Here is a 22,575-nt window from a genome sequence, read left to right as displayed (position 1 = left end):
GCCACTCTCGGCCGGGGCGGGAGGCGGACGCAACCGGCTTTTTCACGCCGCCGCCCGCGGGCGGACGCCGGAGCGCCCGGGCCGGACGGATCCGGCCCGGGCGCCCGGGAATGCGTACCGCGATGCGGGGTCAGACGGCCAGGATGGCCTTCTCTTCCGCGAAGTGGCAGGCCGACTCGTGCGCGGCCGGCGACGTGCCGCCCTGGAAGCGCTCCGGGATGGCGAGCAGCGGCTCCTCCACGGAGCACTTCTCCTCGGCCTTCCAGCAGCGGGTGCGGAAGCGGCAGCCCGACGGCGGGTTGGCCGGCGAGGGGACGTCACCGGTGAGGATGATCCGCTCGCGGCCCTCGCGGGCGGCCGGGTCCGGCACCGGCACCGCGGAGAGCAGTGCCTGGGTGTACGGGTGGGTCGGGTGCTCGTAGATCTGCTCGTCGGTGCCGATCTCGGCCATCTTGCCGAGGTACATGACACCGACGCGGTCCGAGATGTGCCGGACGATCGACAGGTCGTGCGCGATGAAGAGGTAGGAGAGGTTGAACTCCTCCTGCAGCTTCTCCATCAGGTTGATGACCTGGGCCTGCACCGAGACGTCGAGCGCGGAGACCGGCTCGTCGCAGATGATGATCTCCGGGTTGAGCGCGAGGCCGCGGGCGATGCCGATGCGCTGGCGCTGGCCGCCGGAGAACTGGTGCGGGTACCGGTTGATGTACTCCGGGTTGAGGCCGACGACGTCCAGGAGCTCCTGGACCTTGCGGCGCCGGTCGCCCTTGGGGGCCACCTCGGGGTGGATCTCGTAGGGCTCGCCGATGATGTCGCCGACCGTCATGCGCGGGTTCAGCGAGGTGTACGGGTCCTGGAACACCATCTGGATGTTGCGGCGCACGACCTTCATGGCCTTGCCGGACAGCTTGGTGATGTCCTGGCCCTTGTAGAAGACCTCGCCCGCGGTGGCTCGCTCCAGGCTCATAAGCAGCTTGGCGACGGTGGACTTGCCACAGCCGGACTCGCCGACGATGCCGAGGGTCTCACCCCGGTAGAGGTCGAAGGAGATGCCGTCGACGGCCTTGACCGCTCCGACCTGCTTCTTGAACAGGATGCCCTGGGTCAGCGGGAAGTGCTTGACCAGGTTGCGGACCTGGAGGATCGGCTCGCGCTCGGGGGCGTTCTTGGTGAGCTCAGCCATGGAGCTGCTCCTTCCAGAAGTGGCACGCGCTGCCGCGGCCCGGCAGCTCCGTACCGTCCTGCTCGGTCACCTGGTGCAGCACGGGAACGGCCTCGCGGCAGGCGTCCTGGGCCTTGGGGCAGCGCGGGTTGAAGGCGCAGCCCGGCGGGATGGCGAGGAGGTTGGGCGGCAGGCCCTTGATCGCGTAGAGCTCCTGGCCCTTCTGGTCCAGGCGCGGGATCGAGTCCAGCAGACCGCGGGTGTACGGGTGGGCCGGGCGCTTGTAGATCTCGTGGACCGGGGCGGTCTCGACGATCCGGCCCGCATACATGACGGCGATCTTGTCGGCCACGTCGGCGACGACGCCGAGGTCGTGGGTGATCAGGATCAGACCCATGTTCATTTCGCGCTGGAGCTCCGCGAGCAGGTCCATGACCTGGGCCTGGACCGTCACGTCGAGAGCCGTGGTCGGCTCGTCGGCGATGATCAGGTCGGGCTCCAGGGCCATCGCCATGGCGATCATGATGCGCTGGCGCATGCCGCCGGAGAACTGGTGCGGGTAGTCCCCCACGCGCGCCTTGGCGGCGGGGATCTTCACGCGGTCCATGAGCTCGACGGCCTTGGCCGTGGAGTCCTTCTTGGACATCCCGCGGTGGACGCGGAACATCTCGCCGAGCTGGGCTCCGACGGTGTGCACCGGGTTCAGCGAGGACAGCGCGTCCTGGAAGATCATGGCGATCTTCCGGCCGCGGACCTTGCGGAACTCCTCGGCCGGGAGCTTCAGCAGGTCGGTGCCCTGGAACAGGATCTCGCCGTGCGGGATCTTGCCCGGGGGCATGTCCAGGATGCCCATGATGGCCTGCGCCGTCACGGACTTGCCGGAGCCGGACTCGCCGAGGACGGCGAGGGTCTCGCCGGCGTTCACCGAGTACGAGACACCGTTGACGGCCTTGGCGACACCGTCGCGGGTGTGGAACTCGACGTGCAGGTCGCGCACTTCGAGCAGGGGGACATCCTCCGGCGCCGATCGGGGCGCGGGGACATTCGAGGTCTTGTCCATGATGATCACGTACGCCCTTCCTCAGCGCAGCTTCGGGTCGAGGGCGTCGCGCACCGCGTCGCCGACCATGATGAACGCGAGCACGGTGATGCTCAGCGCGGCGGCCGGGAAGAGGAGCACGTGCGGAGCCTGCAGCCAGCGGACGGAGGCGTCGCTGACCATCAGGCCCCAGGAGATCTCCGGGGGCTGGACACCGATGCCGAGGTACGACAGGGCCGCCTCCGCGGAGATGTACACACCCAGGCTGATCGCGCCGACCACGATGACGGGGGCGACGGCGTTCGGCAGGATGTGCCGGATCGTGATGCGCAGAGTGCCGGCGCCGAGGGCGCGGGCGGCCATCACGTAGTCGTTGTTCTTGTTCTGCAGCACCGAGGACCGCATGATGCGGAAGATCTGCGGCCAGCCGAGGGTGGCCAGCACCAGCGACACGGTCCAGGCGTTGCCCGGCAGGGCGGACATGATCAGCATGCCGCCGAGGAGCAGCGGGATCGCGAAGAAGATCTCGGTGAAGCGGGACAGGAGACTGTCGGTGATGCCACCGACCCAGCCGGCGAGCAGACCGAGGGAACCACCGACGATGACCACCAGCGTGGTGGTGACGATCCCGACGATCACGGAGTTGCGGGCGGCCCACACCGTGCGGGTGTAGACGTCGCAGCCCTGGATGTCGTAGCCGAACCAGTGGTCGGCGCTCGGGGTCTTGAGGGAATCCTCCAGCTTGCAGGCCGTCGCCGAGAAGGGGCTGCCGCTGGTGAACAACTGCGGGAACGCCGATATGACGAGCATGCACAGCACCAGGAAGGCGCCGATCAGGAAGACGGGGTTGCGACGCAGATCGCTCAGTGCGTCGGACCAGAGGCTGGCTTCGCGGCTCTTCTTCTTCGGCTCGGGCTTGTCCGCCGGGGAGCCGTCGGAGGGGGCTCCGGCTACCTGGGTGTCGGTCATCGAGTCCCCCACCGTAGTCGTGTCACGCATAGCGGATCCTCGGGTCGAGCACGGCGTAAAGCAGGTCCACGATCAGGTTCGCGAGGAGGTACACGAGGACCAGGATGGTCACACCGCCCACCACCACCGCACCGTCCTTGAGGTACACGGACTTGGCGAGCAGGCCGCCGACTCCGTGGATGTTGAAGATCCGCTCGGTGATGACCGCACCGCCCATCAGCGCGCCGAGGTCGGCACCCAGGAACGTGACGATCGGGATGAGCGCGTTGCGCAGTGCGTGGTTGACCACGACGCGGCGACGCGGAAGGCCCTTGGCGGTCGCGGTGCGGACGTAGTCCGCGCGCATCGTCTCCATCAGGCTGGTACGGGTCAGTCGAGCCACGTACGCGAGGGAGGTGGAAGCGAGGACGAACGCCGGGAGTATGTACCCGATCATGCCGTCGTTCTCGTTGAACGAGGGTGTGAACAGCTCGATGCCCCACTCGTTCTTCAGCTTCACACCGAGCGTCAGCTGCAGCACGAAGCCGGTGACGAAGACGGGGATCGAGATGACCATCAGCGTGGAGATCAGGACCAGCTGGTCGAGGAACCTGCCGCGGCGCAGGGCTGCCATGATGCCGGCCACCACACCGACGACGGCCTCGATGGCGAAGGCTATGAGGGCCAGGTTCACCGTGTAGGGGAAGGCCTCGGAGAACTGGTCGAGGACCTTGCGCCCGTTCAGGGACTCGCCCAGGTCACCCTGGAACACCCCGGTGATGTAGTTCCAGTACTGCACCAGGAACGGGTCGTCGAGGTGGTACTTCTCGCGCAGCATCGCCGCGACGAGCGGGTCCGCCTTCTTGTCGCCCGCCAGGAGCTGGATCGGGTCAGCACCCGGCATGTTGAACGTCAGCGTGTAGATCAGGAAAGTGGCACCGAGCAGTACAGGGATCGCCTGTATGAGTCGGCGGATGAGGTAGCGGCCCATCAGACCTCCAAGCAGAAGAACAGGGGGAAGGGGCAGGCAGGCGGAAACCTGATTCCGCCTGCCCGCCCCCGAGATCCCCTAGATGTGAAGAGGGGTGTTAGTTCAGCTCGACCTTGGCCAGGTCCATGCGGCCCTGGGCGTCGATCTCAACGTTCTTCACGGACTTGGAGTAGGCCGAAGAAGACATGTAGGTGAAGACCGGGATGTACGGAAGGTCCTTGATGATCACGTCATCGGCCTTCTGGTACAGCTTGATGGCCGCGTCCGCATCGGCGGTCTTGTCGGCCTCGTTCATCAGCCCCTCGAACTCCTCGCTGACGTAGCCACCGTAGTTGGAGCCGTTGTCGATCGCGACCTTCGAGAAGATCGGACGGAGGTAGTTCTCGGCCGCCGGGTAGTCCATGGACCACGCCATGCGGAAGGCGCCCTTGTACTTCTTGTCGCCGAGGTCGGTCAGCATGTCGCCGAACTTGGTGAACGGCTTGGCGGTGACCTCCAGGCCGAGGTTCGCCTTCAGCTGGTTGCCGACGGCCTCGATCCACTCCTTGTGGCCGCCGTCCGCGTTGTAGCCGATCTCCAGCTTGCCTCCGGGGATGCCGCCGGCCTGGGTGTAGAGCTCCTTGGCCTTGGTCGGGTTGTACGTACCGACCTCACCCAGGGCGCCCTTGCGGTAACCCGGGATGATGGGGCTGATGAAGTCGTCGGCCGGCTTGCGGGTGCCGTTGAAGATGGTCTTCGTGATGGCTTCCCGGTCGATGGCCATGGAGATGGCCTTGCGGATCTCCACCTTGCCGAACGACTCGGGGTTGGTGGCCAGCGGCAGGCCGATGTAACCGACGCCCGACTCCGGCTTGTACAGGTAGCGGTCGCCGAACTCCTGGGCCACGGAGGCCAGCGCCGAGACGGGGAGCTTGTCGACGATCTGGAGGTTGTCGGCGCGCAGGTCGTTGTACGCCGTGTCCAGGTTGTCGTAGATCTTGAAGGTGACGCCCTCGAGCTTGGCGCGGCCCTCGGCCGGGTAGGCGTCGAAGCGCTTGACCTTGATCTGCTTGTTGTGCTCCCAGGCGCCGTCCATCTGGAAGGCGCCGTTGCCGATCGGGGCCTCGCCGAACTTCTTCGGGTCGGCCTCGAAGGCCTTCGGCAGCGGGTAGAAGGCGTTGTAGCCCAGCATCGTCTTGAACTGGGAGAACGGAGCCTTCAGCGTGACGGTGAAGGTCTTCTCGTCGAGGACCTTCAGGCCCTTGAGCTCCTTGACGGTGGGCTTCTTGTCCTTGCCCGGCGCCAGCTCCTCGGAGCCCTCGATCTTGTCGAAGAAGGGCAGCGACTCGGCGGCGTTGTCCTGGTTGGCACCCCAGTTCCAGGCGCGGACGAACGACTGCGCGTCGACCTTCTCGCCGTTGTGGAAGGTGTAGCCGTCCTTGATCTTGATCGTCCAGACCTTCGAGTCCGTGGTCTCGATGGACTCGGCGACCGCGAGCTTGGGCTCGTTGGTCTTGTTGTCGTACTGGACCAGGCCGGTGAAGAGGGCGTTGAGCACCTCTGCACCTTCGGACTCGGCGGTGTTCTGACCCACCAGACCGTGCTGCGGCTCGCCGAGCACCACGGTGATGTTGCCGCCGGTCTTGCCGCCGGTGGACTTGGAGTCGCTGCTGGTGCTGCAAGCCGTCGCGGCCATCGCCACGATGACGGCACCCGCGACCCACTTGGCGCTCGTTGCTCCGCGCATGGGTAATTGCCTCCTCAGGCGTCACTGTCGATACATGAGGGAACCGGTGGCGCTGACACCCCTGACAGCGGCTTTCCGGACCCCTCGAGTGATGCTCGTGAGTCGACGCTCCCCACAGCGTGTGACCCATTGACCCGAGCTCAATGGAGCCATCCTCGGGGACGCTCTGACCGTAAACCACACTTAAGTGGTCTCGTTTTCACAACATCGCACTACGGCTAAAACCCGAAATCCGGACAAACGGATAGGAGACAGACATGAACGAAACGGACGGTTAGCTCTTCTTCCGGAGTGTCACGGTCGGTATGCGGACACCGGATCGAAATAATCCGCTTGACAAAAGCGAACAGCCCCTGTCGTCACGGAGACCGTGACGACAGGGGCTGTTCACATAAGCGCGTACCGGGCAGGACCCAAGTGTGACCTAGGTCCTACGCGACTACTTGCCGGACTTGGCGCGCGACGCGGAGCGCGAGCGGTCCTTCTGGTCCAGGACGACCTTGCGGATGCGGACGGCCTCCGGGGTCACCTCGACGCATTCGTCGTCACGGCAGAACTCCAGGGACTGCTCCAGGGAGAGCCTGCGCGGGGGCACCACGTTCTCGGTGTTGTCCGCGGAAGCCGCACGCATGTTGGTGAGCTTCTTCTCCTTGGTGATGTTCACGTCCATGTCGTCGGCGCGGGAGTTCTCGCCGACGATCATGCCCTCGTACACCTCGGTGCCGGGCTCGGTGAACAGGACACCGCGCTCCTGCAGGTTGATCATCGCGAACGGCGTGACCGAACCGGAGCGGTCGGCGACCAGCGAACCGTTGTTACGGGTCACCAGCGGGCCGAACCACGGCTCGAGGCCCTCGTGGATCGAGTGGGCGATGCCCGTACCGCGCGTACCGGTCAGGAACTCGGTACGGAAGCCGATGAGGCCGCGGGACGGGACGACGAACTCCATGCGGACCCAGCCGGAGCCGTGGTTCGACATGTTGTCCATGCGGCCCTTGCGGACGCCCATGAGCTGCGTGACCGCGCCCATGTGCTCCTCGGGGACGTCGACCGTCATGCGCTCGACCGGCTCGTGCACCTTGCCGTCGATCACCTGCGTGACCACCTGCGGCTTGCCGATGGTCAGCTCGAAGCCCTCGCGGCGCATCTGCTCGACCAGGATGGCGAGCGCGAGCTCACCACGGCCCTGGACCTCCCAGGCGTCGGGACGCTCGGTGTCGAGGACGCGGAGCGAGACGTTACCGACCAGCTCGCGGTCCAGACGGTCCTTGACCTGGCGGGCGGTGACCTTGCGGTCCTTGACCGCGGACTTGGCGTCCGCGCCCTTGCCGCTGCCGCCGCGGCCGACCATCGGGGAGGTGTTGGTACCGATGGTCATCGAGATCGCCGGCTCGTCGACCGAGATCAGCGGGAGCGCGATCGGGTTCTCCGGGTCGGCCAGGGTCTCGCCGATCATGATGTCGGGGAAACCGGCCACCGCGCAGATGTCACCCGGGCCGGCCACCTCGGCCGGCTTGCGGGTGAGCGCCTCGGTCATCATCAGCTCGGTGATGCGGACGTTGGAGATGGTGCCGTCACGCTTGATCCACGCGACGGTCTGGCCCTTGCGGAGCTCGCCCTGCTCGACGCGGACGAGCGCGATGCGGCCGAGGAAGTTGTCCGCGTCCAGGTTGGTGACGTGGGCCTGGAGGGGCGCCTCGTCGTCGTACACCGGGGCCGGGACGTGGGCCAGGATGGTCGAGAAGAAGGGCTCCAGGCTGTCGCTGTCCGCGGGGACGGTGCCGTCCTCCGGCTTGGTCAGCGAGGCCACGCCGTCACGGCCACAGGCGTAGACGATCGGGAACTCGATCTGGTCCTCGTCGGCGTCCAGGTCGAGGAAGAGGTCGTACGTCTCGTTGACGACCTCGTCGATCCGGGAGTCCGGACGGTCCGTCTTGTTGATGCAGAGGATGACCGGCATCTTCGCCTGCAGGGCCTTGCGCAGGACGAAGCGGGTCTGGGGCAGGGGACCCTCGGAGGCGTCCACCAGCAGGACGACGGCGTCCACCATCGACAGACCGCGCTCGACCTCACCACCGAAGTCGGCGTGGCCGGGGGTGTCGATGATGTTGATCGTGATGGGCGCCCCGCCGTCCTTGGGGTGGTACTTCACCGCCGTGTTCTTGGCGAGGATCGTGATGCCCTTCTCACGCTCCAGGTCGTTCGAGTCCATCATGCGGTCGTCGAGGTGCTGGTGGGCGGCGAAGGCACCGGCCTGCTTGAGCATGGCATCGACGATGGTCGTCTTGCCATGGTCGACGTGGGCGACGATGGCGACGTTACGGATGTCGTGGCGCGTGGGCACTTCGGCGCTTCTCCCGGGATCGTGGATGGCGACGCGTACGGTCCGGCACGCGCGCCTCGACCGGGCGGAAAACCTGCCACGGCCTTACCCCATCGTACGTCGGCTGGCGGGAACCGCCTGCCGTGGGGTCTGTCAAGAGGCCGGACGACTGAGCGCGGCCGGGTCCGGGGTGGGGGGACTCGGCCGGACTCGACGGGGCTGGTGCCTGTAAAAACACGCGGGTCAACGGGTACGAACGACCTTGCCCGCCGGCGATCCGGCGGGCAAGGGACTTGAGTCACATCTGAGCCTGAGAGCTTCGAATCAACCTTCGATGCTTCCCCGTCATCGGCTCGTCATCACTTCTTCTCGTTGCTCCTTCTCGCTACTTCTTCCCGTTCTTGCCCTTCGCCGGCGCCGGCTTCTTCCAGCCGATGTCCTGGTAGCGCGGGGCACCGAGGCCGAAGGCGCCCGCGTTGGTGAGGCCGGGCTTCACGGCCACCAGCTCGGGGCGCTGGTAGAGCGGGATGGAGCCGGCCGTCGCCCAGATCCGGGCGTCCGCCTTGCGCATCAGCTCGCGGGAGGCCGCCTCGTCCAGTTCGCCGAGCGCCTGGTCGAAGAGCTGGTCGATGTGGTCGGTGCCGACCCGGGTGTAGTTCTGTTCGACCAGCAGCGAGCCGTCGGCGGCCGGCTCCGGCTTGGCGAAGATGGGCCGGGCGTCGGTGGCCGGGTAGGCGGTCGCGGGCCACGAGTAGAGCGCCAGGTCGTACTGGCCCGAAGCGATGTGGTCCTTGAAGAAGCTCTCGTCGGGCACCTTGGTCAGCTCGGTCTGCACGCCGACCTTCCGGAGCATCTGCGAGATCCGCTCGCCGACCGTGCGCAGCGCCTCCGAACCGGGGCCGGCCGGCAGGACGAAGCGCAGGGCGAGCGGCTTGCCGTCCTTGGCGAGCATGCTGCCGGAGGTGCGTACGGCCTGCTTGGCGGGGGCCGGGGCGGTGCTCGCCCCGTCCTGGTCCTCCGGTTCGGCGGCGGCCTCGGCGTCCAGGGCCGGGCTGCGCTTGCCGTCGTCCACGACGTCGGCAAGGGCCTCGGCCTGGGTGCGCAGGTGCTGCTCCTGGAGGGCCGCGAACGGGGCCGGGGCGAGCACCGGGGACGGGCGGCTGTGCCCGCTCCCGGCGAAGGCGTCGGCGTCGACGATCTCGCCGTCGGGGGCGGAGCGGGCGTACCGGCCTTCGGGCAGGTCCATGCCGGCCGGGTCCCCGGGGCGGTCGCCGTTGCGCTCGTCGTCCTGGCCGACGATGTAGAGGCCGTCGTTCCCGGTGCCCGGGCCCGGGGCCGGGACCGGGGCCGGGACCGCCGGGGTCTTGGAGTCGTCCGTCTCCTCGGCGGCCTCCGCGCCCGCCTTGGCGCCCGCCGGCTCGGTGATCTTGCCGCCCCGGCGCCATCCGGCGTCCGCGAGCAGGGCCTGCGAGGCCTGGGTGTCCTGGCCGCCGAGGGCGTCGCTGTTGTCGGCGTACGCCTGCTGCCCGGCCAGCGCGAGGTGGCTGCCCACCGGCTTCGCGGGCAGGCCCAGCGGCTTCAGGACGATGTCGGCCAGCGCCTGGCGGTCCAGGGCGCGGGCCACGGCGCGGCGTACCCGCTCGTCGGCGAGCGGGCCGCTCGCGCCGTTCATCGCGAGCTGGGTGTAGGCGGGCTCCAGGGACTTGCGGACGGTGAAGCCGCGCAGGGCGCTCTGCTCCCCGGCGTACCGCTTCACCGCCTCCGCGTGCTTCAGGCGGGTGGCCTGCGCCTCCTTGGCCTTGTCCTCGTCCAGTCCGAAGGCGAGCGCCCACGACAAGGTGGCCTGCGCGGCCGTCACCGAGGCGGCGGGACCGTGGGCACCCGCGCCTCCGGCGCCCTTGTCGGCCTTGGCGGCCGCGCGGCGGGCCAGGGCGATCCGGTCGGCCCCGGTGCGGTCGATCTCCGCCAGGTCGAGCCTGCCGGCGGCCAGCGCTGCCGGGCGTTCGGAGCGCGGCACCGCGGTGAGGATCAGGGTGTCGAGCTTGGCGGGGCTGCCCCACCAGCGCGGGTTGCGCGTCAGGGAGGCCGTACCGGTCTTCTTGTCGATGGCGCCCAGCCCGAAGGGGCCCGCGGTGACCTTCAGGGCGCCCCGGGCTCCCTCGTTGAAGCTCTCCGGGGTGCCGGTGACCTGCTTGGGGTAAAGGGGGCTGAAGAGGGAGCGCCAGTCGGCGTACGGCCTGACGAAGGTGACCTTGACCTCCAGGTCCGTCTTGCCGCGCTCGATCTTCTCGATCCGGTCGTAGCCGGCGTTGCGCGCCGTCCAGTAGGCGGAGTCCTTGCCGTTCAGGGCCCGCCACTGGGCGACGAAGTCGGCGGCGCCGATCTCGCGGCCGTCGCTCCAGACCGCCTGCTGGTTGAGCTTGTACAGGACGACCTGCTTGGGCTCCCGCTCGACGACCTCGGCCTTCTCCAGGTAGTCGGGATTGGCCACCGGCCGCCCCTTGCCGTCCAGCACGAACAGCTGGGGCAGTACCGCCCCGGCGATCCGGTTGGTGGTGGCGTCCGCATCGGCCTGGAAGGCGTTGAGGGTGCCCGGCATGGAGTCCACGGCCCACCGCAGCACGCCGCCGTCGGCGACCTTGTCGCGGGTGGCGGCCGCGATGTCCTGCCCGGCGGCGGCCGGGCCGCCCTCGTCTTCACCCGCGCCGCAGCCCGCGAGCAGCGGCAGTGCAAGAACTCCCGAGGTCAGGAGCGCCAAGGACCTGCGCCTTCTCTGGGACATGGGTGGTACCTCCGGGACGGGGCGTGGGGGGAGCCGTGAAAGGGGATGTTTTGATCACGTTCGGCGGTATATGGAGCTGATCACACTGGGTGCCGAAACCCACTGAAATCGACGCCCTGCCATACCCGCCGCAGCCGACCCCCGCCACGCCGCGAACCCCACCCGTGCGGACCAATCCGGCTTGCTTTCCGAGCGAGCGTTCCCCCGTAAGAGGGATGAAAATGGGGGCAGGGAGGGGCGCACAGTTCGCGCCTGCGCGCCCGCAATCGCTGCACGTCCCTTCACAACCGGGGACGGGAGGCGCGACACTCGCAGGCGCACATGAGCGCTGCCACCGCACCCAGCGGAAGTGAGGGCAAATCATGTCCCTGCAAGACGACTTGACCGCCGTACGGCGCAACCTGAACGAGCTGGTCCGCTCCGTGGAGCAGCTGGAGAAGGATGTCGCACGGCAGGCACCGGCCGCCTCCCGGCCTGCGGGCGAGGGCGCGATGGTCAGCGTCCCGGACACCCCGTACGACAGCTCCCTGTGGACGGACGCCGACGACGAGGGTCTCGGCGCCCGCGATCGCCGCGCTCCCTGACCTACGCTCCGCGCACACCCCACCGGACCCGGTCACCCGCAGCGACGGAGGCCGGGTCCCCTGGGCCACCCCTCATCACTCCACCCGGAGTCCCCCTTGGCCACAGGCACCCAACCATCCTCACAGCGGCCCGGCGGCGTCCACGACGCCTCGCGGGCCGCGATCGCGGCCCGGCACCTGCGGACCGACCGGTGGTGGCTCTCCCCCGCCGGCACCGCGGCCGGGCTGCTCGCCTTCATCGTCTACTCGACCTGGCGGGCCTTCGCCAACGCCGACTACTACGCGGCGCCGTACGTCTCGCCCTTCTACTCCCCGTGCCTCGCGGAGAACTGCGCCGAGATGCGCGGCGGCCCGAACCTCGACCTCTTCGGCAGCTGGTGGGGCCTGTCCCCCGCGCTGCTGATCCTGGTCTTCCCGCTCGGCTTCCGGCTGACCTGCTACTACTACCGCAAGGCCTACTACCGGGGCTTCTGGGCCTCGCCGCCCGCCTGCGCCGTCGCCGAGCCGCACGCCTCGTACAGCGGGGAGACCCGCTTCCCGCTGATCTTCCAGAACATGCACCGGTACTTCTTCTACGCGGCGCTGCCGGTCGCGGGCATCCTCACGTACGACACCGTGCTGACCTTCCGCGACGAGCAGTACGCGTGGGGCCACATGGGCCTCGGGACGCTGCTGTTCGTCGTCAACATCGTGCTGATCTGGGCCTACACCCTGTCCTGTCACTCCTGCCGGCACATCATGGGCGGCCGCCTCAAGCACTTCTCCAAGCACCCGGTGCGCTACCGCCTGTGGGGCTGGATCAGCGGTCTCAACACCCGTCACATGCAGCTGGCGTGGGCCTCCCTGATCAGCGTCGCCGCATGCGACTTCTACGTGTACCTGCTGGCCAGCGGCGCCTTCACCGACCCGAGGATCTTCTGAGATGGCTCAAGTGGAACGGCAGCAGTGGGACGTGGTCGTGGTCGGCGCGGGCGGCGCCGGTCTGCGGGCCGCGATCGAGGCGCGCGAGCGGGGCGCCCGTACGGCCGTGATCTGCAAATCCCTCTTCGGCAAGGCCCACACCGTGATGGCGGAGGGCGGGATCGCCGCCTCCATGGGCAATGTCAACGAGGGCGACAACTGGCAGGTGCACTTCCGCGACACGATGCGCGGCGGCAAGTTCCTGAACCAGTGGCGGATGGCGGAGCTGCACGCCAAGGAGGCCCCGGACCGGGTCTGGGAGCTGGAGACCTGGGGCGCGCTCTTCGACCGCACGCCCGACGGGAAGATCTCGCAGCGCAACTTCGGCGGGCACGAGTACCCGCGGCTCGCGCACGTCGGCGACCGGACCGGGCTGGAGCTGATCCGCACCCTCCAGCAGAAGATCGTCCAGCTCCAGCAGGAGGACTTCAAGGAGTACGGGGACTACGAGGCCCGGCTCAAGGTCTTCCAGGAGTGCACGGTCACGAGGATCTTGAAAGACGGCGAGAAGGTGTCCGGGACCTTCTGCTACGAGCGCGAGACCGGCCGGTTCTTCGTCCTGGAGGCCCCGGCGGTGGTGCTGGCCACGGGCGGGATCGGGAAATCCTTCAAGACCACGTCCAACTCGTGGGAGTACACCGGTGACGGCCACGCGCTGGCGCTGCTCGCCGGGGCCCCGCTGCTGAACATGGAGTTCGTGCAGTTCCACCCGACCGGCATGGTCTGGCCGCCCTCGGTGAAGGGGATCCTCGTCACCGAGTCGGTGCGCGGCGACGGCGGGGTGCTGCGCAACAGCGAGGGCAAGCGGTTCATGTTCGATTACATCCCGGACGTGTTCAAGGAGAAGTACGCGCAGTCCGAGGAGGAGGGCGACCGCTGGTACGAGGACCCGGACCACAACCGGCGCCCGCCCGAACTGCTCCCCCGCGACGAGGTGGCCCGCGCCATCAACTCCGAGGTCAAGGCCGGGCGCGGATCCCCGCACGGCGGGGTGTTCCTCGACGTGTCCACCCGGATGCCGGCCGAGAAGATCAAGCGGCGGCTCCCGTCGATGTACCACCAGTTCAAGGAGCTGGCGGACGTGGACATCACCGCCGAGCCGATGGAGGTCGGCCCGACCTGCCACTACGTGATGGGCGGCATCGCGGTCGAGTCCGACACGGCCGCCACCCTCGGGGTGCCGGGCCTGTTCGCCGCCGGTGAGGTCGCGGGCGGCATGCACGGCTCGAACCGGCTCGGCGGGAACTCCCTCTCCGACCTGCTGGTCTTCGGCCGCCGGGCCGGGCTGCACGCGGCGCAGTACGCCGCGCGGGACGACCCGGCCGTCGGCGGGCGGCCCGAGGTGTCCCAGGCGCAGATCGACGCGGCGGCCGCGGAGGCGCTGGCCCCGTTCCATGCCGCCGAGGGCGCGGAGAACCCGTACACCCTCCACCAGGAGCTCCAGACGGCCATGAACGACCTCGTCGGGATCATCCGCCGCGAGGGCGAGATGGCCCAGGCCCTGGAGAAGCTCGCGGCCCTGCGCGTACGGGCCTCCCGGGCCGGGGTCGAGGGGCACCGGCAGTTCAACCCGGGCTGGCACCTGGCCCTGGACCTGCGCAACATGCTGCTGGTCAGCGAATGCGTGGCCCGTGCGGCCCTGGAGCGCACCGAGAGCCGGGGCGGGCACACCCGCGAGGACTGCCCGGCGATGGAGCGTTCCTGGCGGCCGGTGAACCTGCTGTGCCGGCCCGTCACTGTGCCCGATGGAAACCTGGCCCCCGAGGACCCGGCCGCGGACCGGATCGAGCTGACCCGGGTGCGCACCGATCCCATCCGATCCGACCTGCTCGCGCTCTTCGAGAAGGAAGAGCTGGTCAAGTACCTCGCCGAAGAGGAGCTCTACGAGTGAGTACCTACGATGCCGAGTTCCGGATCTGGCGGGGCGACGCGGAGGGCGGTGAGCTGCGCGACTTCATCGTGGAGGTGCACGACGGGGAGGTGGTCCTGGACATCGTCCACCGGCTCCAGGCCACCCAGGCCTCCGACCTCGCGGTGCGGTGGAACTGCAAGGCGGGCAAGTGCGGTTCGTGCAGCGCGGAGGTCAACGGGCGGCCGCGGCTCATGTGCATGACGCGCATGTCGACCTTCTCCCGCGAGGAGACGATCACCGTGACCCCGCTGCGGGCCTTCCCGGTCGTCCGCGACCTGGTGACGGACGTGTCCTTCAACTACCAGAAGGCGCGCGAGGTGCCCGCCTTCGTGCCGCCCGCCGGGGTGGCGCCGGGCGAGTACCGGATGCAGCAGATCGACGTGGAGCGCTCGCAGGAGTTCAGGAAGTGCATCGAGTGCTTCCTGTGCCAGGACACCTGTCACGTGGTGCGCGACCACGAGGAGAACAAGGGCGCCTTCGCCGGTCCGCGCTTCCTGATGCGGGTGGCGGAGCTGGACATGCACCCGCTGGACGCGGCGGCCGAAGCGGGCCTCGACCGCAAGCGCACGGCGCAGGAGGAGCACGGGCTCGGCTACTGCAACATCACCAAGTGCTGCACGGAGGTCTGCCCCGAGGGGATCAAGATCACCGACAACGCCCTGATCCCGCTGAAGGAGCGGGCCGTGGACCGCAAGTACGACCCGCTGGTGTGGCTGGGAAGCAAGATCCGGCGGCGTTCGGGCACATAGCCGCCCCCAGCTGTTCACTTGGCAGGACAGAATGCCCCCTGAGCAACGTCGTTGACGTGAAGTCAGGGGGCTTTCGCGGTGCGGGTGGGGGATCAGCTGGCGGGCCGGTACCGCCTCGAACAGCGGCTCGGCAAGGGCGGCTTCGGTGAGGTGTGGCGGGCGCACGACACGGCACTGGACCGGGCCGTGGCGGTGAAGGTGCTCCTGGAGACGGCCATGTCCGACGAAGCGGTCGTCCGCTTCCGGCGCGAGGCCACCATCGGGGCGCAGCTCCAGCATCCCGGCATCACCGTCGTGCACGACGTGGGCCAGGAGGAGGGGCGGCTCTTCATCGTGATGGAGCTGCTGGCGGGCGAGGACCTGCGCGCCACGCTGTCCCGGGTACCGGGCGGGCTGCCGGTGGCGGTCGCGCTGGAGCTGGCCGCACAGGTCGCGGAGGCGCTGGCCGCCGCGCACGAACGCGCGGTGATCCACCGGGACTTGAAGCCGGCCAATCTCTTCCTACTGCGCTCCGGGCGGCTGAAGATCTGCGATTTCGGCATCGCGCACTCCTCGGACGCCACGGCCGGCTGGACGGTCACCGGCCGGATCTTCGGCAGCCCGCCGTACATGGCGCCCGAGCAGTGGCGGGGCGAGCGGGTGGACGCCCGGTGCGATCTGTACGCGCTGGGGGGCGTGCTGTACGCGCTGCTGAGCGGGGAGCCGCCCTTCGGGGAGGCGGAGGTCCCCTACGTCCTGATGCGCCGGCACATCGAGGACCGGCCGCTGCCGCTGCGCGAGGCGGGTGCGGTGGTCGCTCCGGAGGTGGAGCGGCTGGTGCGGCGGCTGCTGGAGAAGGACCCGGCGGACCGGCCGGAGTCGGCGCTGGCCGTGGGCACGGCGCTACGGGCCTTGGCGGCGATGCCCCTGGCCGGGGATGACGGCAGCGGCGGGTCGGCCGGGGCCCGGGACGGGGCGCAGGCGGGGGGCGGGGCCGGGGGCGGGGCCGGGTCGGGGCCCGGCGCGGCGGCCGGGGGCGGGACCGGCCGGTCCGGACCCGGGTCCGGGAACGGGTCCGGCCGGTCCGGGCCCGGGTCCGGGAACGGGTCCGGCCGGTCCGGGCCCGGGTCCGGGAACGGGTCCGGCCCGTCCGGGCCCGGGTCCGGGAACGGGTCCGGCCCGTCCGGGCCCGGGCCCGGCAACGGGTCCGGCACCGAGGCCGGGCCCGGGCCCGGTAACGGGTCCGGCACCGAGGCCGGGAGCGGGCCTGGGAGCGGATCCGGCACGGAGGCCGGGAACGGGTCCGGCCCGTCCGGGCCCGGGCCTGGGAGCGGGTCCGGCGCCGAGGCCGGGAGCAGGCCTGGGAGCGCATCCGGTGCCGAGGCCGGAAGCGGGGTCGGCCTGGAGGCCGGGAACGGGTCCGGTGTGGGGAGCGGGGTCCGGCCCGGGTCAGGGGCCGGGACCGAGGTCGAGACTGCCGCCGGGTTCGGGCCTGCTGTCGGGTTCGGTTCGGAGGCCGGGGCCGGGGTGCATCCCGGGACTGGGGCCGGGGTGGCTCCCGGCGTCGGGACCGGGGCGGAGGCCGGGATCCGGGCCGGGGTGGCTCCTGGGACTGGAGCCGGGGCCGAGGACGGCGTCGGGATGGCTCCCGGGAACCGGGCCGGGGTCGTTCCCGGCGTCGGGGACGGGGCGCAGGACCGCGACGGAGCCGGGGCAGAGGCCGGCGTCGAAACCGGGGCAGAGGCCGGCGTCGGAACCGGGACAGAAGTCGGCGGCGGAACCGGGGCAGAAGTCGGTGTCGGGGACGGGGCAGCGGACCGCGTCGGAGCCCGGGCCGAGGCTGGCGTCGGAGCCGGAGCCGACGTCGGAGCCGGCGTCGGGGTCGGAGCCGACGTCGGAGCCGGCGTCGGGGTCGGGGTCGACGTCGGGGTCGGAGCCGACGTCGGAGCCGGCGTCGGGGTCGGCGTCGGGGTCGGAGCCGGCGTCGGGGTCGACGTCGGAGCCGGGGTCGACGTCGGAGCCGGGGTCGGGGCTGAGGCGGGCGGGGTGCCTGGGCATGTGCGGGAGTTTGTGCGGGAGTTGTTGCTCGAGGCCGAGGGCGGGGTGCGGGCGGTCGAGGTCGGGGATGAGGCGCGCATCGATGTGCTGGCCGTGGCCGCCGACGCCGCGGCGCGGTTCGACGCGGAGCTCGCGGGGCGGCTGCTCGGCGACGCCGAGATCGCGGCGTGGGAGGGCGGCCGGGGCGACGGGGCGCGGGTGGCCGAGCTGCTGACCCGGCTGGCCCGGGCCACCTCCACCCGCGCCCCGGCGCGGGCCCGGCGGCTGCTGACCGAAGCGCAGCAGGCGCTGTTCACGGTGTTCGGCTCCCACCGGGCGGGCCCGCTGTGCGCGGTGGCGGAGGAGCTGGCCGTCCTCGCCCCCGCGCAGGCCGCCCGGATCGCCGAGGACCACTTCGCGGACGGCCGGGCGGACAAGCGGCTCCGGGCCCGCGTCGCCACGGCCGTCGCGGCGGCCGATCCCGCCGAGGCCGAGCTCCAGTTGGCGCTGATAGCCGACCCCGCGCTGCGCGGGGCCGCCACCTACGACATGGTGCTGGCCGTCGCCCCGCACGACGTGGCGGCGGCCCTGCGCCTCAGCGAACGCATCGGCTCCGCCGGGGGCCGGCTGCTGGCGCTGTGCCAGGTGGCGCGCGAGCGTGCCGGGGCCGGGGACGCGGCGGGCGGGGCCAGGGCGCTGGAGCAGGCGGAGGAGGAGCTGCCGCGGTTCCTGGAGGAGCGGGCGGCCTGGCTGCGCGAGGAGGCCGCGCACCATGCCGAGCAGGGGCGGCTCGCCCAGGCGGAGCGGCTGCGGAACCAGGCCGCCGCCCTGCTGGGCCGCCGCCCCGGGGAGGCCGCGGACGCGAAGGCCGACCACGCCCTGTCTTCGCTGGCCGGCGCCCGGGCCCGCGTCGAGCAGGACACCCGGTCTCCGCTGGACCCGGCGGCGGCGCGGGAGCGGGCGGGCCGGGCCCGCAGCCTGCCGGACCCGGAGCAGCGGGCCCTGCAGCTGGCCCTCGCCGCGCGCTTGTGCGTGGGGACGGGCCTGGCGCCCTGGCGGGCGGAGGCCGCCGCCGACGCGGGGAGCCCGCCGCCGTCCGGGATCAGGGCCCTGGGCGGCCCGGACGCCGGTTCCGGGACGCGCGTGACGGGCTCCGGGCCGAAGCCGCTCCCGCGCCCCGGGCCCGGGGTGCACGCCTGGCAGACGGCCGCCCGCCCGGACGCCGCGTACGCGGCCGGGGCCCACGTGGTGTGGCGGTCGGGGGCCGAGGTGGGCTGCGTACGGGCCGAGGAGGGCACGACCCGCTGGACGGCCCGCTCCGACGAGGGTGTGGGCGCGGCCGCGCCCCCGCTGCCCGGGACCGGGCCGCTCCTGGTGTCCTGCGCGGCGGACGCGGACACGGTGTACGTCGAGGTCCGGCGGGACGGGTTGCCGGGAGTACGGCTGCTGGCGCGCGAGCCGCGCGACGGGCGGGTGCGGTGGTGGCGGGACCTGCCGGGGGGCACGCAGGACCCGCACGGCACCAGCCGTGCGTACCTGCCCGGCACGCGGCCGCTGCGCAGCGCCGGGCCCGTGGTGGTGCACGGGGCGCCGGGGGACCTGACCGCGCTGCGGGCGGCGACGGGCGAGATCCTGTGGCAGCGTGCCGTTCCCGACCCGGCGACGCGCTCCCCCGCCGCGGTGGGCGACTGCCTGGTCCTCGCGGACGGGCTGCGGCTGCAGGCGCTGCACCTGCCGACCGGCCGCCTGGTGTGGTCCTTCCGGCGGTCCGGCCCCACGGCGCGCACGCTGCACGATCCGCGGCTGTCCGGAGGCGGCCTCGTCCATCTCGTGGACGAGGGCTCGGTGCTGGCCCTGGACCGGGGCTCCGGCCGGGAGCTGTGGCGCCACGCCCTGGGCGCCCCGGCGGAGGGCCTGCTGGTCGAAGGCGGCACGGTGTACGCGGCCTCGCACGCCCCGGAGGTCCGGGACGGCCGGGACCGCCGGGACGGCCGGGACGGCTCGGGCGGCTGGGACACGGTCCAGGCGCTGGACGCGGGCACGGGCGCGCTGCGCTGGCAGCGCCAGGCGGCCCGGTGCGGCGGCGCGGAGTGCGGGCTCGAACTGCTGGGGCTGCGTCCGGGCGGCCTGTACGTCAAGGTCCCCCAGGGCAGCCGGCGCGGTCTCCTCGGCCGCGCGTCGGAGCCGTGCGTGGCGGTCCTGGACCCGGCCTCGGGCAAGCCGCGCCGGTACTGGGACCACCCGCCGCTGGCCACGGCCGACGTCCTGCTGGTCGGCGACCGCCTGGTCCTGTCCCGCCCGGAACTCGCGGCGTACGGCCTGCCGTAGGACCCGGGTCTCCGGGTGCGGGAGGGCGAAACCGCCCATACTCTCCCAAATGTGACTCCGCCGAGAAGCAGCACGAAGAGACGCACCACCGCCGGGATACCCGTCCGGACCGGCCTCGCCCTCGCCGCCGCACTGTTCGCGCTCAGCGGCTGGGCGACGGCCACCGCCCCGGCGGCCCGGGCCGACGATCCCGTCACCCTGTCAGCGCAGGGGCAGATCACCGACCGGGTGGGCGCCCTGGGCGACCGCAAGGCCGAGGTCACCGCCGCGCTGGACAAGCTGTACGCCGATCGGAAGGTCCAGCTGTTCGTCACGTACGTGCGCGACTTCTCCGACCGGTCCGCGCAGAGCTGGGCCGACGCCACCGCCCAGAAGAACGGCCTCGGGCAGAACGACGTCCTGCTGGCCATCGCCACCGGGGCCCGGCAGTACGCCTATTCGGCCGATGTCGACTCCGGATTCACCAAGGAGCAGCTCGCGGCGGTCGCGCAGACCGCCATCGAGCCGGCCCTCAAGCAGAACGACTGGGCGGGAGCCGCGATCGGCGCCGCCAACGGCTACGACGCGGTCCTGGGCGGCCGGCCCGTGCCGGTGCCGGCCATCGTCCCCGGCGAGGCCGACCCGGGAGGCGCCGCGGCGAGCGGCGGCGAGAGCGGCGCCGGGGACTTCGTCCTCCCGGTGGTCGTGGTCGGCGCGGCCGGCGCCCTCGGGGCGTACGCGTACACCCGCCGCAAGCGCAAGCAGACGGGCGGCAGTGGCGGCTCGAAGACCACCGGCTGGTCCGGGCAGGGCCCCGCCCAGCTGCCACTGCCGGAGCTGGACACCAAGGCCAAGGCCATGCTGGTGGAGACCGATGACGCGATCCGTACCAGCACCGAGGAACTCGGCTTCGCCACCGCGCAGTTCGGCGAGGAGGCGGTGTCGGCCTTCACGCAGGCGGTGGACTTCGGGAGGAGCGAGCTGACGGCCGCGTTCCGGCTGCGCCAGCAGCTCGACGACGCGTACCCGGAGGACGACGCCACCCGCCGCCGGATGCTCGACGAGATCGTGGCCCGCTGCACGGAGGCGAGCCGGCGGCTCGACGCCGAGTCGGCGGACTTCGACCGGCTGCGGGACCTGGAGAAGAACGCCCCGCAGGCGCTCGCGACCGTGGAGGCCCACTTCCGCGCCCTGACGGGCCGTACGACCACGGCGGAGGCCACCCTCACGGCGCTCGGCCGCCAGTACGCGGACTCCGCGGCGGCGCCGGTGGCCTCCAACCCCGAACAGGCCAAGGACCGGCTGCTGTTCGCGACGACCAGCCTCGGCGGGGCACGCGCCGCGATCGACGCCGGGGACAACGGCAAGGCCGCCGTGCACGTCCGGGCGGCCGAGGGCGCCGTGGACCAGGCGGCGACCCTGGTCGACGCGGTGGAGCGGCGCGCGCAGGAGCTGGCGGAGGCGGCCGGGAAGCTGCCGGGCGCACTCAACGAGACGGACACGGACCTCGCCGACGCGCGCGGGCTGCTGACCGGCACCACCGAGGGCTCGACCGCCGATCTGCGCGGCCGGATCAGCCGGGCGGAGGCCGTGGTGGCCGACGTACGCCAGGAGCAGGGCGCCGGACGGTACGACCCGCTGGACGCGCTGCGCCGCGTGGAGGAGGCCGACGCGGCCCTCGACGAGGCGCTGGCCGGGGCCCGCGAGCGGGAGTCGGGCCGGCAGCGGGCCGCGGCCCTGCTCGACCAGGCCCTGCTGACGGCCCGCAGCGCGATCGGCGCGGCCACGGACTACATCACCACCAGCCGGGGCGCGATCGGCAGCCAGGCCCGCACCCGGCTGGCGGAGGCCCAGCGCCACCTGGAGCGGTCCACGTCCCTGGCGGGCTCGGACCCGGCGGGCGCACTCGCCGAGGCCCAGCAGGCGGACTCGCTCGCGCGCCAGGCGCAGCAGCTGGCCGAACAGGACGTACGGGGCTACCAGAACCCGTACGGCGGTGGCGGCCGGCAGCAGGGCGGCGGCATGGGCGGCGCGGTGCTCGGCGGGATCATCCTCGGCGAGATCCTCGGCGGCGGCCGCGGCGGAGGCGGCTTCGGCGGCGGCTTCGGCGGCGGCGGCGGACGCGGCCCCGGCTCCTTCGGCGGCGGCGGAACCCGCGGCCGCATGGGCGGCGGCGGCCGCTTCTGACAGACGCACTCCCTTCGCACCCGCACCCGCACCTCCCCTCCCCCCTCACCCTCCCCTCCCCCCTCACCCTCCCCTCCCCCGTTCCCAAGGAGACAGAGCGCATGAGCAAGCAGAGCATCCTCGGCCGCGTCACCCAGCTCGCCAAGGCCAACATCAACTCCCTGCTGGACCAGGCGGAGGACCCGCAGAAGATGCTGGACCAGCTGATCCGCGACTACACGAACAACATCTCCGAGGCGGAGCAGGCCGTCGCCACCACCATCGGCAACCTGCGGATGCTGGAGGCAGACCACAAGGAGGACGTGGACGCGGCCGCGGAGTGGGGCGGCAAGGCCCTCGCGGCGAGCAAGAAGGCCGACGAGCTGCGCACGTCCGGGTCGGCCGCCGACGCCGACAAGTTCGACAACCTCGCGAAGGTCGCGCTCGGCCGCCAGATGCAGTCGGAGAAGGAGGCGAAGACGGCCGCGCCGACGATCGCCGCCCAGACCGAGGTGGTCGACAAGCTGAAGTCGGGCCTGGCCTCGATGAAGACCAAGCTGACGGAGCTGACGGCGAAGCGCGACGAGCTGGTCTCGCGGGCCAAGACCGCGCAGGCGCAGAACACGATGATGGACGCGGTCAAGAACATCGACGTGATGGACCCGACGAGCGACATCACCCGCTTCGAGGAGAAGGTCCGCCGCGAGGAGGCCATGGCCCTGGGGAAGCAGGAGCTGGCCGCCTCCTCGCTGGACGCCCAGTTCGAGTCCCTGGACGACCTCGGCAAGACCTCGGAGATCGAGGCCCGCCTGGCCGCACTGAAAGCCCGTAAGGCCGCCTGAGGGCCGGCGCCCGGCGAGGCGGGCCGCCCTCCGGGGCGGCCCGTACCCGTTTCTCACCAGGGGCTGCG

The 22,575-nt window shown here is 71.3% G+C and carries 14 protein-coding genes; 7 read left to right on the top strand and 7 right to left on the bottom strand.

Annotation, left to right across the window (positions count from 1 at the left end):
* Window positions 1-130: 130 nt before the first annotated feature.
* The 7 genes from MTF69_RS18415 to MTF69_RS18385 form a co-directional block, all read right to left on the bottom strand.
* Window positions 131-1,183 carry an ABC transporter ATP-binding protein gene (locus MTF69_RS18415; RefSeq protein WP_243335901.1) on the bottom strand — a complete coding sequence of 351 codons (1,053 nt, stop codon included), beginning with the start codon at window positions 1,181-1,183 and terminating at the stop codon, window positions 131-133.
* Window positions 1,176-2,222: an ABC transporter ATP-binding protein gene (locus MTF69_RS18410; RefSeq protein WP_279345943.1), complete on the bottom strand. Its 1,047-nt coding sequence runs from the start codon at window positions 2,220-2,222 to the stop codon at window positions 1,176-1,178. Before MTF69_RS18410 ends, MTF69_RS18415 begins: the two co-directional genes overlap by 8 nt.
* A 21-nt stretch (window positions 2,223-2,243) precedes the next feature.
* On the bottom strand, window positions 2,244-3,200 hold the full coding sequence (locus MTF69_RS18405) for an ABC transporter permease (RefSeq protein ID WP_243335897.1): 957 nt from the start codon (window positions 3,198-3,200) through the stop codon (window positions 2,244-2,246).
* Window positions 3,193-4,140 (bottom strand): ABC transporter permease, encoded by a 948-nt coding sequence (locus MTF69_RS18400; protein WP_243335895.1) that lies wholly within the window; start codon window positions 4,138-4,140, stop codon window positions 3,193-3,195. Before MTF69_RS18400 ends, MTF69_RS18405 begins: the two co-directional genes overlap by 8 nt.
* Before the next feature lie 97 nt (window positions 4,141-4,237).
* Window positions 4,238-5,866, bottom strand: coding sequence for an ABC transporter substrate-binding protein (locus MTF69_RS18395; protein WP_243335893.1), 1,629 nt, complete (start codon window positions 5,864-5,866; stop codon window positions 4,238-4,240).
* Window positions 5,867-6,305: 439 nt separating this feature from the next.
* Window positions 6,306-8,210 (bottom strand): translational GTPase TypA, encoded by a 1,905-nt coding sequence (gene typA, locus MTF69_RS18390; protein WP_243335892.1) that lies wholly within the window; start codon window positions 8,208-8,210, stop codon window positions 6,306-6,308.
* Window positions 8,211-8,574: 364 nt separating this feature from the next.
* Window positions 8,575-10,971 (bottom strand): ABC transporter family substrate-binding protein, encoded by a 2,397-nt coding sequence (locus MTF69_RS18385; protein ID WP_243335889.1) that lies wholly within the window; start codon window positions 10,969-10,971, stop codon window positions 8,575-8,577.
* A gap of 362 nt (window positions 10,972-11,333) precedes the next feature.
* Between MTF69_RS18385 and MTF69_RS18380 the strand changes: the two genes are divergently transcribed.
* The 7 genes from MTF69_RS18380 (at window position 11,334) to MTF69_RS18345 (ending at window position 22,507) form a co-directional block, all read left to right on the top strand.
* Window positions 11,334-11,555, top strand: a complete 222-nt coding sequence (locus MTF69_RS18380; protein ID WP_243335886.1) for a hypothetical protein — start codon at window positions 11,334-11,336, stop codon at window positions 11,553-11,555.
* Window positions 11,556-11,651: 96 nt separating this feature from the next.
* Complete coding sequence (locus tag MTF69_RS18375; RefSeq protein WP_243335885.1) at window positions 11,652-12,476, top strand: hypothetical protein; 825 nt, start codon at window positions 11,652-11,654, stop codon at window positions 12,474-12,476.
* A 1-nt stretch (window position 12,477) separates the two neighbouring features.
* The gene (locus tag MTF69_RS18370) at window positions 12,478-14,406 is read left to right on the top strand and encodes a fumarate reductase/succinate dehydrogenase flavoprotein subunit (protein WP_243335884.1); all 1,929 of its coding nucleotides are present in this window, start codon (window positions 12,478-12,480) and stop codon (window positions 14,404-14,406) included.
* Window positions 14,403-15,176, top strand: a complete 774-nt coding sequence (locus MTF69_RS18365) for a succinate dehydrogenase/fumarate reductase iron-sulfur subunit (RefSeq protein WP_243335877.1) — start codon at window positions 14,403-14,405, stop codon at window positions 15,174-15,176. Before MTF69_RS18370 ends, MTF69_RS18365 begins: the two co-directional genes overlap by 4 nt.
* An 84-nt stretch (window positions 15,177-15,260) precedes the next feature.
* A complete protein-coding gene (locus MTF69_RS42910; RefSeq protein ID WP_308401419.1) occupies window positions 15,261-19,520 on the top strand; it encodes a serine/threonine-protein kinase in 4,260 nt (1,419 codons plus the stop codon).
* Between the two features lie 51 nt (window positions 19,521-19,571).
* Window positions 19,572-21,686 (top strand): TPM domain-containing protein, encoded by a 2,115-nt coding sequence (locus MTF69_RS18350; RefSeq protein ID WP_374323305.1) that lies wholly within the window; start codon window positions 19,572-19,574, stop codon window positions 21,684-21,686.
* A gap of 101 nt (window positions 21,687-21,787) precedes the next feature.
* Window positions 21,788-22,507, top strand: a complete 720-nt coding sequence (locus MTF69_RS18345; RefSeq protein WP_243335875.1) for a PspA/IM30 family protein — start codon at window positions 21,788-21,790, stop codon at window positions 22,505-22,507.
* Window positions 22,508-22,575: the final 68 nt, after the last annotated feature.

The sequence above is a fragment of the Streptomyces sp. AP-93 genome, from assembly GCF_022808175.1.
GTDB lineage: Bacteria > Actinomycetota > Actinomycetes > Streptomycetales > Streptomycetaceae > Streptomyces.
The sequence above is the reverse complement of the archived record's forward strand: the minus strand, read 5'-3'. Positions and strand labels throughout refer to the sequence as shown.